Genomic DNA, 15,325 nt, shown 5'->3' with positions numbered 1-15,325 from the left:
TTAACCGTCACGGGGTTTTTTGGTATTCATTATCCTTCCAACAATAAATCGTAAGGATCTTCCAGCAGTTCTTTAATGCGTACAAGGAATTGTACTGCATCTTTTCCATCCACAATACGGTGGTCATAGGAAAGTGCCAGATACATCATTGGACGAACCTCAATGGAATCATCCGGCATAACCATGGCACGTTTTTGGATGTTATGCATGCCAAGAATACCAACTTGTGGTGCGTTTAAGATTGGTGTTGACAGCATGGATCCAAAAGTACCGCCATTGGTAATTGTAAAGGTGCCGCCTTGCAGATCTTCCATTTTCAGTTGCTTATTCATTGCTTTCTTACCAAGGTTTCCGATTTCACGTTCAACCCCGGCAAAATCAAGTCGGTCAGCATCGCGAACAACCGGTACCACTAAACCTTCTTCCGTTGATACCGCAATACCGATATCATAGAATTTTTTAAGGACAAGCTCTTTGCCTTGAATTTCAGCATTCAGATAAGGGAAATCTTTCAAAGCGCCAATTACTGCTTTTGTAAAGAATGACATAAAACCAAGTTTAACGTCATGTTTTTTAATAAAGTTTTCTTTACGTTCACTGCGCAGCTTCATTATATTCGTCATGTCTACTTCATTGAAAGTAGTCAGCATTGCCGCTTCATGCTGGACTTCCACAAGGCGGTTTGCAATTGTTTGACGGCGGCGGGTCATTTTCACGCGCTCAACCGGCTTATCGAATTCTTTCTTCTCGGACTTTCCGCTCTCTTCTTTTTGCTTCGGTTTGGATCCTTTCTGTTCAGTTCCACCTTTAGCTGCAGCATCCACATCTTCCGGGCGGACACGACCCAGTGGATCACGTGCCTGCACTTTGCTCAAATCAATCCCCAATTCACGAGCACGCTTGCGGGCAGCCGGGGAAGCAATCACATCGCCGCTTTCTGAAGCATCCTTGGATTCCTCTTTACTGTTCTCAATTTCTGTTTCTTCTTTAGGGGCTTCTTGTTTCTTGGAATCTTCCGCTTTTGGTTCATCTGAATTCGCTTCGTTTGATGAATCGGCAGAAGCACCATCACCGCCTGCTTCTCCATTTTCATCGACTTTGGCAATTACGTCGCCAACTTCGACATCATCGCCTTCTTCACTCAAAATTTCAGTAACAACACCGGCATAATCGGAGTTTACCTCAACATTAACTTTTTCTGTTTCCAGTTCCACTACAGGATCGCCTTTTTCAATTTTGTCACCTTTTTTAACCAACCATTCAGCAATAGTACCTTCTGTAATGGACTCTGCAAGTTCCGGAATTTTAATTTCGTTCACTGGAATCTCCTCCTTTTGACTCGCTTATCGCTTCTTTGATAATTTCACTTTGTTCAGCTTTATGGACATTTGGTTCCCCGCCGGCCGGAGCCGAACGCTCAGGACGGCCGATGTATCGTAAAGATTGCCCTTCTTTTAATAAATCTCGGAGGTAATCATCAACAAAATCCCAGCTGCCCATATTTTTAGGTTCTTCCTGTACCCAGACGATTTCTTCCAGGTTAGGAAGTTCTCTTAATGCTTTTTCAAGTTGTTTTTTCGGAAATGGATAAATTTGCTCAAGACGAAGCGCCCGAAGCCAATCAAAGTTTTCTCCTGATTCATCAAGTGCTTCTTCAATGTCGACCATTACTTTACCACTGCCGATCAACAGACGTTTGGCGTTTTTCTTGCTCACCTTCAAGTTAGGCTGCTGACGAAGCGGCATGAAATTCCCGTCCGTAAATTCCTCTGCAGCCGATGCAACACGCTGATTACGAAGCAAACTTTTTGGTGTCATTAAAATCAACGGACGCGCCTCTTCTGTTCCACGCATTGCTGCCTGACGACGAATCAGGTGGAAAAATTGTGCGGATGACGTTACATTTGCAACCATCCAGTTATTTTCAGCGGCAAGCTGTAAATAACGTTCCAGACGTGCACTCGAATGTTCCGGTCCCTGTCCTTCATAACCATGCGGCAGTAACATTACCATATTGGACTTTTCGCCCCACTTGGCCCGGCTTGCTGAAATAAACTGATCAAAAATAACCTGTCCGGCATTGGCAAAATCACCAAATTGCGCTTCCCAAATAACCAGTGTATTCGGCGATTCAACACTATAACCGTATTCAAAGCCAAGCACACCAGCTTCAGAGAGCGGACTGTTGCGAATATCGAATGAAGCCTGTGCCTCATCCAATCCGTGCAATGGGCAATACGTTTCACCTGTATTCACATCATGCAGAACCATGTGTCTGTGGGCAAACGTTCCTCGCTCCGTATCCTGCCCGGTAATCCGGATTGGAATACCATCTTTAAGAATCGATGCATATGTTAATGCTTCGCCGGCACCCCAGTCAGCTTTATTGCCTTCTTCCAAAACATTCTCACGGCGTTTCAGAATTTTCTCCAGTTTCTTCAATGCTGTGAAACCTTCCGGACGTTTAAGCAATCCAGCGTTCAATGCTTTAAGATCATCCAATGGAACTGCAGTCTTAAACCTGTCCAACCCATTCGTGAGTGCTTTTGGCATGCTTTTGATTTCAGGTTCAGCAGCGCTGTTTTCGCTCATCCCTTCGTATACTTCACGAAGACCGGTTTCAACCTTTTCTTTCACCTGATTAAAATCATCATCATTTATAATTCCTTTTTCCTTTAATCGCTCTGCAAAAACATTTGCCGCTGTGGGATGTTTGTCAATTGTTTGATACAGATAAGGCTGTGTTGCTCTTGGCTCATCCATTTCGTTGTGACCATAGCGACGATAACCGACCAAATCAATCAGGAAGTCTTTATGGAATTTCTGACGATATTCATACGCAATACTGATTGCCGATACACATGCAATCGGATCATCCGCATTTACGTGGATGATTGGAATTTCAAATCCTTTAGCCAAATCACTGGCATAACGTGTTGAACGCCCATCCGTGCGATTTGTTGTATACCCAAGTAAATTGTTTGCAATAATATGCAGTGTTCCGCCCGTTTTGTATCCGGATAACCCGCTTAAATTGAGCGTCTCGGCAACAACTCCTTCACCGATAAACGCAGCGTCACCATGAATCAGAACAGGGACTGCTTTTTTGATATCCTGTTCAGGGTATCCTTTTTCCGAGCGTTCATCCTGGGCTGCTCGGGCAAACCCTTCTACTACCGGATTTACAAATTCCAAGTGTGACGGATTATGGGCGAGCGTAATCCGTGTTGTTGCTTCATCCTCATCCCTGACTTCTTTTGTTGCACCAAAATGATATTTCACATCACCAGTCCACCCGTAAGTAACCCCGGTTGAACCTTCTGATGGCATTAGTTCTTTATCAGGTGAATGCTGGAATTCGGAGAAAATTTTATCATATGGTTTTCCAAGCACATGAGCCAGTACGCTTAAACGGCCGCGGTGGGCCATCCCCATCATAATGTGCTCTGTTTTTTCTTCAGTAGCATATTTCACGATACGATCGAGCATGGGAACCATTGCTTCCAGACCTTCGATTGAAAAACGTTTCTGTCCAACAAACGTTTTTTGTAAAAATCCTTCAAAGCCTTCAACATGAGCAAGGCGTTCAAGCAATTGCTTTTTCTCATCATTTGAAAGAGGGAGATGAAACTCACCTGTCTCTATGCGTTCCAGAAGCCATTGACGCTCATCCTCATTATTCACATGGTCGTACTCAAATGTAATCGTTCCTGCATAATACTTTTTCAGTCGCTTAACAACATCATACCCATCTTTTACATCGTTCGGCGACTGTTCCCACAGCCAAGATGCAGGAATACTGCGCAAATCCTCTTCGGACAATCCGTATGCTCCCGGCTGTATCAATTCTGTTGTGCGGTCTTCATGCCCCACCGGATAAATATCTGCATCCAAATGTCCAAAACGACGAATAGCCTCAACAAGTTTCATTGCTGAGGTCAACTTTTTCACATCATCTATGGATGTCTTGGATTGAGCAACTGTCTGTATTGCTTCGCCTGTATGCTGCACCCATTCAGGAGCGCCGTGTTGATCAAACAATTCCCTTATCGATGGATCAACACTGTCAGGGTCCTGTTTGAAGAGCTCATACTGTTCTTCAATATACCCCATGTTCGGACCATAAAATTGTCCCCAGAATCCAAGGCTCGATTCTTCATTCTGTGCCACGTTTTATACCCCCATTAGAAGTTAGGTTTCTCCGCTGTTTCAACGGTCAATTTACACTCAATTTTTATTATAGAACTCTGCTATAACTTCATCAACTAATATACCCTAAATCATGACAGGAAAACAATCAAATAATAAGGTTTCGATATTTTCAGCATTTTAGTTTTTACAATAGGCTGTTTCTTAAGGTTCACATTCCCGAATTTATTCGGTATAATAAGGACATTATAGAAATAATATACTTAATTACATACAGTCTTTAAGGAGGAAACGTCATGAAACTCGCTTTACTTATGGGCGTTATCGTAACATTTATTGTGTCCTGCTTCACATCCGGTTATGAAGCAAAACCCGGAGAACCGAAGAAAAATCAGTAGAAGAACGAATAAAAACCGTCATCCATATGCATGACGGTTTTTTTGATAAACTATTCCTTTATAAATACGCGCGTACGGACGGACATATAAGGGGTGAGATTGCACATGAAATTCATCTTAATCCCGAATATCCCTGCTGTCTCAATGCTTCATATATGATAATGGCTGTAGTATTGGATAAGTTCAGTGAACGTACATTATCGGTCATTGGAATCCGTAAACAGTAATCTTTTTTTCCTGCAAGCAAACTTTTCGGAATACCTGTCGTTTCACGGCCAAACACGAAAAACAAATCATCTTCCGGATTACCGTAATCGCAGTCAGTATACTGTTTGGTCCCGAAGTTTTCAATATAATAATAAGTTCCACCTGGATATGTATCATACAATTCCGTAATTGATGCATATTCCCGAATATCCACATGCTCCCAGTAATCAAGCCCGGCTCTCCGGACCATTTTATCATCCGTGGAAAAGCCGAGCGGATGAATCAAGTGTAACGTTGCATTTGTTGCCAGGCATGTTCTGGCAATGTTACCGGTATTTGCAGGTATCTCCGGCTGGTACAAAACGATGTTTAAACTCACAATTCATTCTCCTTACAATATTAATAACCACATCATTATACCACTACTCGCCAATCCGGAAAAACTTATATTCAATGTCTGGTGTCCATGCGCGTGAATCTTCATAAGACCAATAGCGGTTTCGGCTGTTATCTGTATGGGCATTGACAAGCGGCATTCCATAAGCATCCTTGCCGACAACGATTGTATTGTGATCAAACCTGCCAGTTCCCTGGAAATCATAACAGATCACATCACCCGGAATCAGTTCACTGGGTGATTCCAGCTCTTTCCCCTTCAAACCGGCTGTTGACCCGCTTAAATACCACCTCAGAGAATGTGCCACCGCCCAGCTGTAACTCCAATTATTGTGTTGATACCACCAGCCATTTCCACGATCGGGGGCGCCCCGCATTGGTGCACCGCCAGCACGCAGGCACTGTGATACATAATTTGTACAGTCAACATCAAATGTGCGATATGCAGGGTTATAACTATTCCACCAGCGTTCAGCATACTGTACAGCAGCACGTCTGTCATAAGCGAAGCGTTCATCGGATAAACCGCGCATGGAATCTGCTGTCAGAACTGGGGTGTCCTGAGGTGCATTTGGCATACTGATTTCCTGATGATGTACCAGTTTTCCGTTTTCCATACGAAATTCAAAAGGGACTACCTGCTCTTCACGTATAAATGTCTCCTGCTGCTTTAAAAGGAAAGATAAATGAAGCAAATATTTACAGCCTCTTTGATTGGAATAGCAAAGTTCCTCATATTTGATTCCCTTCCCGCTGATTCGGACAATCTCTGCGTCCCTGTCACGACATAACGCTTTTTTTCTGCCCCACCAACTGTCATCATTACGTTCCGACTGAAAATATTCCAGCCAATAATCACGAATTTCGTCCATAAAAATCCCCTCCATTACATTCTATGAAGAGGAAGTATGTCCATATCTTATAATATAAGCAGAAAATAACCGCAGATAAAATGCGGAATCATGATGATGCTGGAGATAAACATCATATTGCGGCGTCCCGCACGATCCGCTTTGCTTTCGGTATGAAAATTAGCCTGCATCTGCCTGCCACTGACAAATAAACCGCTTGTTAATCCGGAAACCAGCAGGAAAAACACACCGATACCAACTGCAATTTTTCCGAACAAATCGTGGTTCCCGGAAATAAAACCAACCAAAAAAAGAACTGCTGCGGTAATAACACTTATACCTAATGCCCGTTTCAAAGGTAATCACCCTTTAAATAAGGAGTTGTTACCTTATACTACGTTATTGCGGCTGAAAGGTTTCATCATTAAGGTGTACAATTGGCTGATTGAAGAGTCCCGAATTAAGAGTTCGCGCGAGTTTGGGTATTCATCGCTCAAAATTCAGTGCTTCCCGCCCGATACAATTGCGTGCTTTCAAATCAACCGAACTCTACTATTTCATGATTCAGCAAGTATTCCTTTTTATCCAGACCACCATTGTAGCCAACCATTTTGCCATTTGCACCAATGACCCGGTGACATGGTACAACAATGGAAAATGGATTTTTATTGACGGCCCCGCCGACCGCACGGACAGCTTTCGGTTTACCAATTGTATCGGCTATACCCTTATAGGTTTTTGTTGCACCAAACGGAATTGTATCAAACAGGGCCCGCCACACTTCTACTTGAAAGGGAGTTCCATGAAATTCGAATGGTATTGTAAAATGCTGCCGCTTATTCAGAAAATATTCCTGGAGTTCACTCTTGGCTTCCTTGACTTTATCGGGATGTTTCACAAAGCAGGGCTTATCAAAATATCGATTGGCCCAGGCTGTCATCTTGTCATCCGAATCAGACAAGGTACCATACTCAATTCGCAGCATCTTGTCCCCATCACCGATCAGAAGCAGGGTGCCAACTGGTGAATCCATTTCATCGTAAAAAAGTTCCATTGTTACGTCCCCCATTCGATTAGATCTCAGTGGTTTCCTGTTGAAATGCCAATCCCTTTTCCATTTCAAATAATACATTTTCATCTGTTTCCTGTTCCATAGCGGCCTTAACTGCAGCAAACGCCTCGTCAGTTCCAATTTTCCCAAGAGACCATGCAGCGGTTCCGCGGATAACCGGGCGCGGATCATGTTTCATCACTTCAATAATCTCCTTAACTGCCGTTTCATCCTTGTAGTGAGCGAGGGCAATCAGCGCATTCCGCTGCAACGGTTTCTTTCCGCGCCAGGAACCGGCTATATGACCGAATGTATTTTTAAATTCCCGGTTCGAGATCCGCAGCATAGGTTTCAACTGTGGTTTTGCAACTTCGGGATCCGGTTCCAATTCCGGATGGACATGAAAATCGACTTTTTTATTATATGGACAAACAACCTGGCACGTGTCGAAGCCATAAATAAAATTGCCGATTTTGGACCGGTATTCATCATCAAGAAAACCCTTCGTTTGGGTCTGAAAGGCAAGACATTTTTGGGCATTGAGCTGTCCGCCCTGAACCAATGCACCAGTTGGGCAGGCATCCAGACATTTAGTGCAGGACCCGCATCCATCTGCAAGCGGTTCATCCGGTACAAACGGAATATTCGTGATGAGTTCACCCAGATAAACGTATGATCCGAATTCCGGTGTAATAATGGATGTATTTTTCCCGCTAAAGCCGATGCCGGCCCGCTCTGCAACAGCTCGGTCGGATAACTCGCCTGTATCAACCATCACTTTAGTTTCCGCATCAGGCATTTTTTCCCGAATAAATGATGCAAGCATTTCCAGCTTTTCCTGTAAAACAACGTGATAGTCGACACCCCATGATGCCCGGCAAAACACGCCGCGCCTGGATTCCTTCTTACTTTTTGGTGCATCCTTTATGCGTGATGGATAGGCAAGCGCAATGGAAAGAATCGACTTTGCCTCAGGAAGCAGACGCTCCGGCTCTGTCCGATCTTCAATTGTTCCCTTTTCAAAACCGGACTGATAACCAAGCGATTGCTGGCTGCGCAGACGTTCCTTCAATTCACTGAAAACATCTGCAGCTGCAAAGCCAATTTTGTCGATGCCGATTTCTTTGCTGTATTCCACAATCTCCTGTTTCAGAGTGCCCGTATCCATTGTTCGTACCTTCCTTCTATTTTTGAATGACGTTTGCTGTTCGCATCCGGTTTAGAACTGCAGCAATTTCATACCGCCTTGGTCGTGCAATGTCACCCGGATGCTGATCTTTAAACACCGTAAAGGACGCCAGCCCACTCTGTTCCATCTGTTTTTCCAAATCATCCAGCAGCTGATGGACCGACCGATTACCAAGACCGTTCGTACGATCCAAATACTGAATAATTTCGGCAATCATCCTTGTTTGTGAAGCATCTGCCAACTGCTCCGTATCATCAAACGAAATATCAGTGTTACCCATCAAAATTGTGGTTAGCCCTTTTGCCTGCGTTTTTGAACGTTTTCCTTTTTTTGTCTGTAACGAATTTTGCTGGAAATAACGATCCGCAATTTTCCCAAAAGTTTCTGACGGCAAAGAATCCCGGTTAAGCGGATCTTCTTCCATAATTGCCCTGGCATCATTTGTCACATTAGACGGAATGTACGCTTCCATCATAATCACGGAGTCAGCGATTGCAAAATAATCACCGGATCCGCCCATAACCAAAATTGTCGAAACGTTAAGCTGATCACGCAACTGTTTAATTTTATCAATAAACGGGGTGATTGGTTCTTTATCCCGTTTGACAAGCTGCTGCATCCGGTGATCACGGATCATAAAGTTCGTCGCACTTGTATCCTCATCAATCAGCAGTGTTGTAGCTCCTGCTTCCAACGCTTCCATTACATTTGCCGCCTGTGACGTACTGCCGCTTGCATTTTCGGTTGAAAAGAGGTCAGTATCCTGCTTATGCGGTAAATTGTTAATGAACGGCGAAATATTAACACCGGTTATCTGCCTGCCGTCTTCCGCACGAATTTTCACGGCATCCGGATCAGTTAATACATACTCACGTCCATCACCATGTATATGAGAATAAACACCTCGTTCAATCGCCTCGAGAATTGTACTTTTCCCATGATAACCGCCGCCGACAATAAGTGAAATGCCTTTTTTGATTGCCATGCCTTTGACTGGTTCCGTTTGGTGTGGAATATTTATTTCCACTTTGTTTTCCGGAGGTGTTTGAAACGCGACAGCATTTTTCATTGGACGATTGCTGATGCCGCTTTCCCGTGGAAGGATGGCTCCATTGGCAATAAATGAAATCCAATTATTTTTGCGCATTTCTGCCCGAATAGCTTCCTGCTGATCAGAGAGCTGGACCGCCTTCACAATTTCCTCATCTGTAATCGTGAAGATGGACCGTTGGATAATTGCCGGAATGGCAGTGGAAAATAATTTTTCTGCTTCCCGGCCGTTAATTCTTCGGCCATTTGCCGGCAAGCCAACTGAAATACAAACCGTAATGGATTTGTCATCCACCTGAACAGCACTACGCTTCAGCACTTCCTGTCCGGGCCTGTCAAAAAGGATCTTGCCGCTCTTGCCGGATCCCTTTATGATAAAGTTTCCCTTTGTGATCGCCTGCCCAACTTTCCGTGCAAGTATATCCTCTGTTGCGGTCAGCCGTGCTGCAGGTGAAAGCCACTCCGCACTCATATGTCTTTTACCGGTTGGAATGACGACACGAACTTTTGACGGGGTTGCAAATGGATCACCTTGTACATAATCAATATGCAAATCAAAGTCCTTAAAACTGTATCGTCCCTGAATGCCTTTATATGCTTTATATCCTTTTCCATCAATCTGCTTTAATGTTTGCATTAATTTTTGCATGTAAATCCCTCAATTTAATAGAATATCTCTTTTCAGCATACAGGTGTTGGAGCTGTTTGTTCAAGTGAAGAACAACCAGCAACATGAAAAAACGCAATGCTTCGTATAACATGTTACGAAACACTGCGTTAAGACTTATGTAATGGAGCGGATGATGGGAATCGAACCCACATCATCAGCTTGGAAGGCTGAGGTTTTACCACTAAACTACACCCGCATATTAGGTTGGATGGAATCACTGTCAATTCCGCTACGTTTTTATGAACATTTTTTATTATACCAACATCCAAATTTCAAATCAACCTTTTATCGAAAAAACTCGAAAAAAAATGATCTTGCCATCTACTCCCCCCTATATTTCACCGTTTTTAAAGCCACTCTTTTCACGACCCGACTGACACACCAATATGTTTCAAATGCAATTTGCGGCATTTATCAATAATGAGAATTTTATTTACATAGAATGAAAGAAATAATAGAATAGGTTTAAGTTGCAAGGAGGCGAATAGTGTGTTCGTATATCCAATCGTTCTGTCACAAACAAAATTTACCCATCGTGATAACCTGCGTTACCCTTTTGAGGAACGGGGACTCCAATTTGGGGATGGCATTTATGAAGTCATCCGAATTTACAATGGCACCTATTATTTACTGGAGGAACATATTGACCGACTGTTCCGTTCTGCAAAAGCTATTAAACTGGAACTGCCATTTACGAAAGATGAAATTACCAATCTGCTGCTGGAACTGTTAAAACGAAACAAGATGACATCGGACGGCAAAACATATTTACAAGCTACCCGCGGATCAGCGCCCCGGGATCATGTTTTCCCGGTAAACGTGGAATCCAATATCTATGCCTATACTCAGGATTTACCACGCAAGCATGATAATCTTGAAAAAGGTGTGTCTGCCATTACCCGTCATGACAGCAGATGGGATTATTGTTATATTAAGAGTTTAAACCTGCTGCCCAATGTGCTTGCAAAACAGGAGGCAAAAGAAAATGGCTGCTATGAAGCTATCTTTCATAAAGATGGTCAGGTAACAGAGTGCAGCTCTTCTAATGTATACCTTGTGAAAGATGGTAAAATTCATACCCATCCGGCAACAAGCGGTATCCTGCATGGCTGTGTCCGCATGCAGGTTGAAAAATTTGCTGCAGATTTATCCATACCGTTCGTTGAAAATGGATTTTCGCTGGATGATATCACAACGGCTGATGAATTATTTTTATCAAGCAGCACATCCGAAATAATGCCGATTGTGTCTGTCGACGGTACATCTGTTGGGAATGGAAAGCCCGGAGATGTTACGCAAAAATTGCAGGAATGCTACGAAAAAGATGCCAATATCATAACACACACTGTGTAGCCTTTTGCCCTGTCAAAAGGCTTTTCTTTTAACCAAGGTCTGAGCCCGTTTAATTCGCGGGTTTCCAATCGGGATGAAAGATACATATGTAAAAAAGGAGATGATGGAATGGTAAATGATTCAAAACGTGCTTTGACTGCTGAAGATTTGAAGAAAATTGATGTCTACAGTGACCCGCAATTCATGCCTGATGGGAGCGGCTATATTTTTGTGTCCACATCCATTAATGATAAAGAGGAATACGAATCACACCTGTATTTTCAAAAAAAGAATGGCTCCGCACCTGTGCAATGGACATTTGGGAACAATAAAAACAGCAATCTTCGTTTTTCCCCGGACGGCAATCGAGCGGTTTTTCAATCCGACAGAAGCGGAGTGCCGCAACTTTATCTATTACATATGAATGGCGGCGAGGCACAACAACTGACAACATTTAAAAATGGTGCAACATCGCCAATCTGGGCTCGAAATGGGAAAAATCTATTTTTCCAGGCTATGCTGGATGAGGATGATGACGTAACCAATCAGCACGAATTATCAAAAGAAGAAAGGGAAAAAGAGGCGGAAACAAAGCAAAAAAAACCGCTTGTCGTGACAAAACTGAAATATAAATCTGACGCACAGGGCTATCACGACGGGAAACGCGCCCACATTATAGCATACGATTTGCATAATGGAACTTTTGATCAATTGACAACCGCAGATGCCGATCACCATCTGGAGGATGTGTCACCAGACGGGCAAACTCTTTTGTTTTCAGCGAATCTTAGTAATAACGAAGACTATGAATTAACGAACGATCTGTTTTTACTGGAACTAACATCAAAAAACACTCTGCAATTGACCGACGGCAATGGCGCATATGGCAGTGCCCGATTTTCCCCGGATGGCAGTAAAGCCGCCTGTCTTGGTCATCAATTTTCGCATCAAGGTGCAACGCTGAATGAACTGTACACCGTCGAAATCGCTTCCCGAAAGTGGACTTGTCTAAGTAAGGAATGGGACATACAGCTGGGCGATACAATGATAGGCGACACCCGGATGGGGCAGTCAACAGAAGGTCCAATCTGGTCTGAAGATGGCGGCCATCTTTATTTTCTGGGAACGGATTACGGTGCAACTGGATTGTATCAAGCTTCCCCGGATAAAGGATTGCAGGTGCTCTATAAAGATGATAATCACGTATTCGGCTTTTCCTATGATGCAATCGAAAATACGTTTGTTTTAGGTATCAGTACCCCTACAAATCCATGCAACTTCTACCTGATGGATGGTGACAACCTGACACGTTTGACTAATGCAAACACAGCATTACTCAAAGAAGTCGCTTTTTCGGAACCGGAAACACTGACATATGAGGCAGACGATGGCTGGGAAATTCAGGGGTGGATTCTGAAGCCATACGGGTTTAAGGAAGACGGACAATATCCGATGATACTTGAAATACATGGCGGGCCACATGCCATGTACGGCCAGACATTTTTCCACGAACTGCAGCTGCTGGCAGCAAAAGGCTATGTAGTGCTTTATACCAATCCACGTGGAAGTGACGGCTATGGGCAGGCATTTGTTGATGCATGCCGTGAAGATTACGGGGGCAAGGACTATACCGATTTGATGACAGCGGTTGATTATGCACTTGCCAATTACGATTTTATTGACGCCAATCGGCTTGGAGTAACTGGCGGCAGCTACGGCGGGTTCATGACGAACTGGATTGTCGGCCATACCAATCGGTTTAAAGCTGCAGTCACCCAGCGCTGTATCAGCAACTGGCTCAGTTTTTACGGAGTAAGTGATATCGGTTATTTCTTTACGAAGTGGGAACTGGGAAAAAACCTCCTGGAAGATCCGGGCAAACTATGGGACTTTTCCCCGTTGAAATATGCTGATCATGTGGACACACCGCTTTTAATCGTACATGGCGAACGGGATTTCCGCTGTCCGATTGAACAAAGTGAACAGCTGTTTATCACACTGAAACATTTACGGAAAGAAGTTGAATTTGTCCGTTTTCCGGATGCAAATCATGAACTGAGCAGAAGCGGCAATCCGGCAATGCGCCTTGAACGGCTAAATCATATTACCGGATGGTTTGATAAATTTTTATAAAAATATCGTGATGTTTTATGTAGAGAGCATTTGGCTTGGTTTTGGCAGTCATCCCTATGATTTTCGATAGGGATTCTGCCAGCCAAAACTGCCAAGGTTGAATTAGCAGTACTGCTCGTAGCTGCGATTTCGGAAGTCAACCCGGTATCGCCATCCTACTGCCCAAATATCGCTCCTTTATTGATACAATTTCCAGTCTATTTATCTTCTGTTCTACCGATATATTTCCTCTTTTATCGATAAATCAGCTTATCAAAAAAGCTGACACCATTAATCGGTTGTCAGCCCCTTTGCATTAATTATCCCCAACATATTGATGCAGGAATGATTTCATCTTTTTCACGTATTTATCCTTAGCAATGACAAACGCCTCCCCGTGATTCGCATGGGGCACTGTCATTATTTCCGCTTCACTTTTCGTATTTTTATATAACTTAAAACTCATCCGTGTCGGTACAAACGTATCTGCCTTTCCATGGATATACAAAATGGGCACATCTGCTTTTTTCACCTGTTTAAGGGCGGATGCTTCCTTAAGGGAATAGCCTGCCTCCAATTTGGTTACAAGACTAGTGCTGGGAAGAATCGGCACATCCGGCAAATGATACATCCGCTTCATCTGGTACGCAAACATATCATATACACTTGTATATGCACTGTCAGCAATAATTGCCTTCACATTATCCGGAAGCTCTTCACCACTCGCCATCAGCACGGTTGCAGCACCCATGGATACCCCGTGCAAAACAATCTCCGTATCCTCGCCATATTTTTCCACTATCTTATTTACCCAGTCAATCAAATCAAGCCGATCGTGCCAGCCGAACCCGATATATTCACCTTCACTCGCACCGTGTCCTCTTGCATCGGCCATAAAAATATTGTATCCCATTTTCTCGTAATAGTACTGACCGTATAACCCCATGTCCATGGCATCCCCGAGATAGCCATGCGCAAAGACAACAACTTTATCTGTCGGTTCTTTCGCTTCAAGAAAATACCCTTTCAGCTTCAAGCCGTCATATGATGTCATCGTCCATTCATCAAAATCCTGCTCCTCCACCCAGTTTCTCCAATCGCCTTCCATAAACATTTCCATCGCTTCAGCGGATACTTCCAGATCTTCATTCCCTTGCAAAAAATCCTTTTCACCGCGGTCAATTGCCAAATTATAAAAATAAAAACTGGCAATTCCATCTATAATTAATAAAACACTTATAATAGCAATTACAATTTTAAGCCACTTTTTCCGTTTCACTTCTTCTCCCCTTTCCAATAAAGTCTCTTATACTATTATACTAAAAAACATGGATTTATTCGCCCATTAACCGATGGTACTTCCATGCAGAGAGGGAAACTCCTGCCATCAAAAACGGGCATTCCAGTGCCCGTTTTTGTAGTATTCCTATAAATTCAAAGCTTGTTTAACCTCTTTAATCTGTTCGGTATGCCGCATTTCATGATATGCAAGAAATGGAATCCATTGCTCCAATGACAACTGTCCAAACTCCGGATGCGGATAAATCCGCTCTTTTAATGCCTGTTCATCGGCCATTAGGACAATTTCTGCAAGCTGCTTATGTGATGCCTCCAATTTGCGCACCAAATCATCCAAACCAGCATAATCACTGCTAGGCTGAAGAAAATCCGGTGCCTCCACTTTTTTGCTGCGATTAACAGTTAATTCGATTGGCCTATCAGAAGTTTCCCTCTCTTCCCCTTCTTCAAGCTGATGTTTAATTATTTTGGCGATTGTTCCTTCCATAAGATATAAGTGCTCCAAAATCTGTTTCATCGACCATCTGTCTTCTGCCGGCTGTTTATTCAGATTGTCATCGGAAACCCCTTCCGCTTCCGCTAATAGTGCAGTTCGTGCTCGTTCATTCAGTTTCATTTGTA

12 protein-coding genes and 1 tRNA gene are annotated in these 15,325 nt (G+C 43.4%); 2 read left to right on the top strand and 11 right to left on the bottom strand.

The genetic code is table 11. The features are described 5' to 3' along the window. Nucleotides 1-29 precede the first annotated feature (29 nt). The 9 genes from odhB to B1K71_RS05170 all read right to left on the bottom strand — a co-directional run bounded on the left by odhB (nt 30) and on the right by B1K71_RS05170 (nt 10,157). The gene (gene odhB, locus B1K71_RS05210) at nt 30-1,319 is read right to left on the bottom strand and encodes a 2-oxoglutarate dehydrogenase complex dihydrolipoyllysine-residue succinyltransferase (RefSeq protein WP_077324931.1); all 1,290 of its coding nucleotides are present in this window, start codon (nt 1,317-1,319) and stop codon (nt 30-32) included. Next, nucleotides 1,306-4,170, bottom strand: a complete 2,865-nt coding sequence (locus B1K71_RS05205) for a 2-oxoglutarate dehydrogenase E1 component (protein WP_077324930.1) — start codon at nt 4,168-4,170, stop codon at nt 1,306-1,308. The genes odhB and B1K71_RS05205 overlap by 14 nt, the downstream gene beginning before the upstream one ends. Before the next feature lie 489 nt (nt 4,171-4,659). After that, nucleotides 4,660-5,133, bottom strand: coding sequence for a tRNA (uridine(34)/cytosine(34)/5-carboxymethylaminomethyluridine(34)-2'-O)-methyltransferase TrmL (gene trmL, locus B1K71_RS05200; RefSeq protein WP_077324929.1), 474 nt, complete (start codon nt 5,131-5,133; stop codon nt 4,660-4,662). Nucleotides 5,134-5,176: 43 nt separating this feature from the next. Beyond that, nucleotides 5,177-6,022 carry an amidase domain-containing protein gene (locus B1K71_RS05195; RefSeq protein WP_077324928.1) on the bottom strand — a complete coding sequence of 282 codons (846 nt, stop codon included), beginning with the start codon at nt 6,020-6,022 and terminating at the stop codon, nt 5,177-5,179. 47 nt (nt 6,023-6,069) lie between these two features. Continuing rightward, nucleotides 6,070-6,357, bottom strand: a complete 288-nt coding sequence (locus tag B1K71_RS05190) for a DUF5316 family protein (RefSeq protein WP_077324927.1) — start codon at nt 6,355-6,357, stop codon at nt 6,070-6,072. A gap of 182 nt (nt 6,358-6,539) precedes the next feature. After that, entirely contained in the window at nt 6,540-7,055 is a 516-nt protein-coding gene (locus B1K71_RS05185; protein ID WP_139343302.1) for a methylated-DNA--[protein]-cysteine S-methyltransferase, read from the bottom strand. A 19-nt stretch (nt 7,056-7,074) separates the two neighbouring features. After that, nucleotides 7,075-8,220 (bottom strand): tRNA epoxyqueuosine(34) reductase QueG, encoded by a 1,146-nt coding sequence (gene queG, locus B1K71_RS05180; RefSeq protein ID WP_077324925.1) that lies wholly within the window; start codon nt 8,218-8,220, stop codon nt 7,075-7,077. Between the two features lie 16 nt (nt 8,221-8,236). Then, nucleotides 8,237-9,940, bottom strand: coding sequence for an ABC-ATPase domain-containing protein (locus B1K71_RS05175; RefSeq protein WP_077324924.1), 1,704 nt, complete (start codon nt 9,938-9,940; stop codon nt 8,237-8,239). Nucleotides 9,941-10,083: 143 nt separating this feature from the next. After that, a tRNA-Gly gene (locus B1K71_RS05170) sits at nt 10,084-10,157 on the bottom strand. Nucleotides 10,158-10,450: 293 nt separating this feature from the next. Between B1K71_RS05170 and dat the strand changes: the two genes are divergently transcribed. Further along, the gene (gene dat / locus B1K71_RS05165; RefSeq protein WP_077324923.1) at nt 10,451-11,314 is read left to right on the top strand and encodes a D-amino-acid transaminase; all 864 of its coding nucleotides are present in this window, start codon (nt 10,451-10,453) and stop codon (nt 11,312-11,314) included. A 108-nt stretch (nt 11,315-11,422) separates the two neighbouring features. Next, nucleotides 11,423-13,426 (top strand): S9 family peptidase, encoded by a 2,004-nt coding sequence (locus B1K71_RS05160; RefSeq protein WP_077324922.1) that lies wholly within the window; start codon nt 11,423-11,425, stop codon nt 13,424-13,426. Between the two features lie 295 nt (nt 13,427-13,721). Here the strand turns inward: B1K71_RS05160 and B1K71_RS05155 are convergent, their stop codons facing one another. Together B1K71_RS05155 and B1K71_RS05150 are read right to left on the bottom strand one after the other, a co-directional pair. Next, nucleotides 13,722-14,684 (bottom strand): alpha/beta hydrolase, encoded by a 963-nt coding sequence (locus tag B1K71_RS05155; protein ID WP_077324921.1) that lies wholly within the window; start codon nt 14,682-14,684, stop codon nt 13,722-13,724. Nucleotides 14,685-14,831: 147 nt separating this feature from the next. Further along, nucleotides 14,832-15,320 carry a DinB family protein gene (locus B1K71_RS05150; protein WP_077324920.1) on the bottom strand — a complete coding sequence of 163 codons (489 nt, stop codon included), beginning with the start codon at nt 15,318-15,320 and terminating at the stop codon, nt 14,832-14,834. Nucleotides 15,321-15,325 lie beyond the last annotated feature (5 nt).

It is taken from the genome of Virgibacillus siamensis (assembly GCF_900162695.1).
GTDB classification, from domain to species: Bacteria; Bacillota; Bacilli; order Bacillales; family Amphibacillaceae; genus Lentibacillus; species Lentibacillus siamensis_A.
This window is presented reverse-complemented; position numbering and strand designations above follow the sequence as displayed.

Coding starts and splice junctions, on each gene's coding strand:
- B1K71_RS05195 (WP_077324928.1), bottom strand. CDS start 6,022: ATGGACGAAATTCGTGATTATTGGCTGGAATATTTTCAGTCGGAACGT.
- B1K71_RS05185 (WP_139343302.1), bottom strand. CDS start 7,055: ATGGAACTTTTTTACGATGAAATGGATTCACCAGTTGGCACCCTGCTT.
- queG (WP_077324925.1), bottom strand. CDS start 8,220: ATGGATACGGGCACTCTGAAACAGGAGATTGTGGAATACAGCAAAGAA.
- B1K71_RS05175 (WP_077324924.1), bottom strand. CDS start 9,940: ATGCAAAAATTAATGCAAACATTAAAGCAGATTGATGGAAAAGGATAT.
- B1K71_RS05160 (WP_077324922.1), top strand. CDS start 11,423: ATGGTAAATGATTCAAAACGTGCTTTGACTGCTGAAGATTTGAAGAAA.
- B1K71_RS05150 (WP_077324920.1), bottom strand. CDS start 15,320: ATGAAACTGAATGAACGAGCACGAACTGCACTATTAGCGGAAGCGGAA.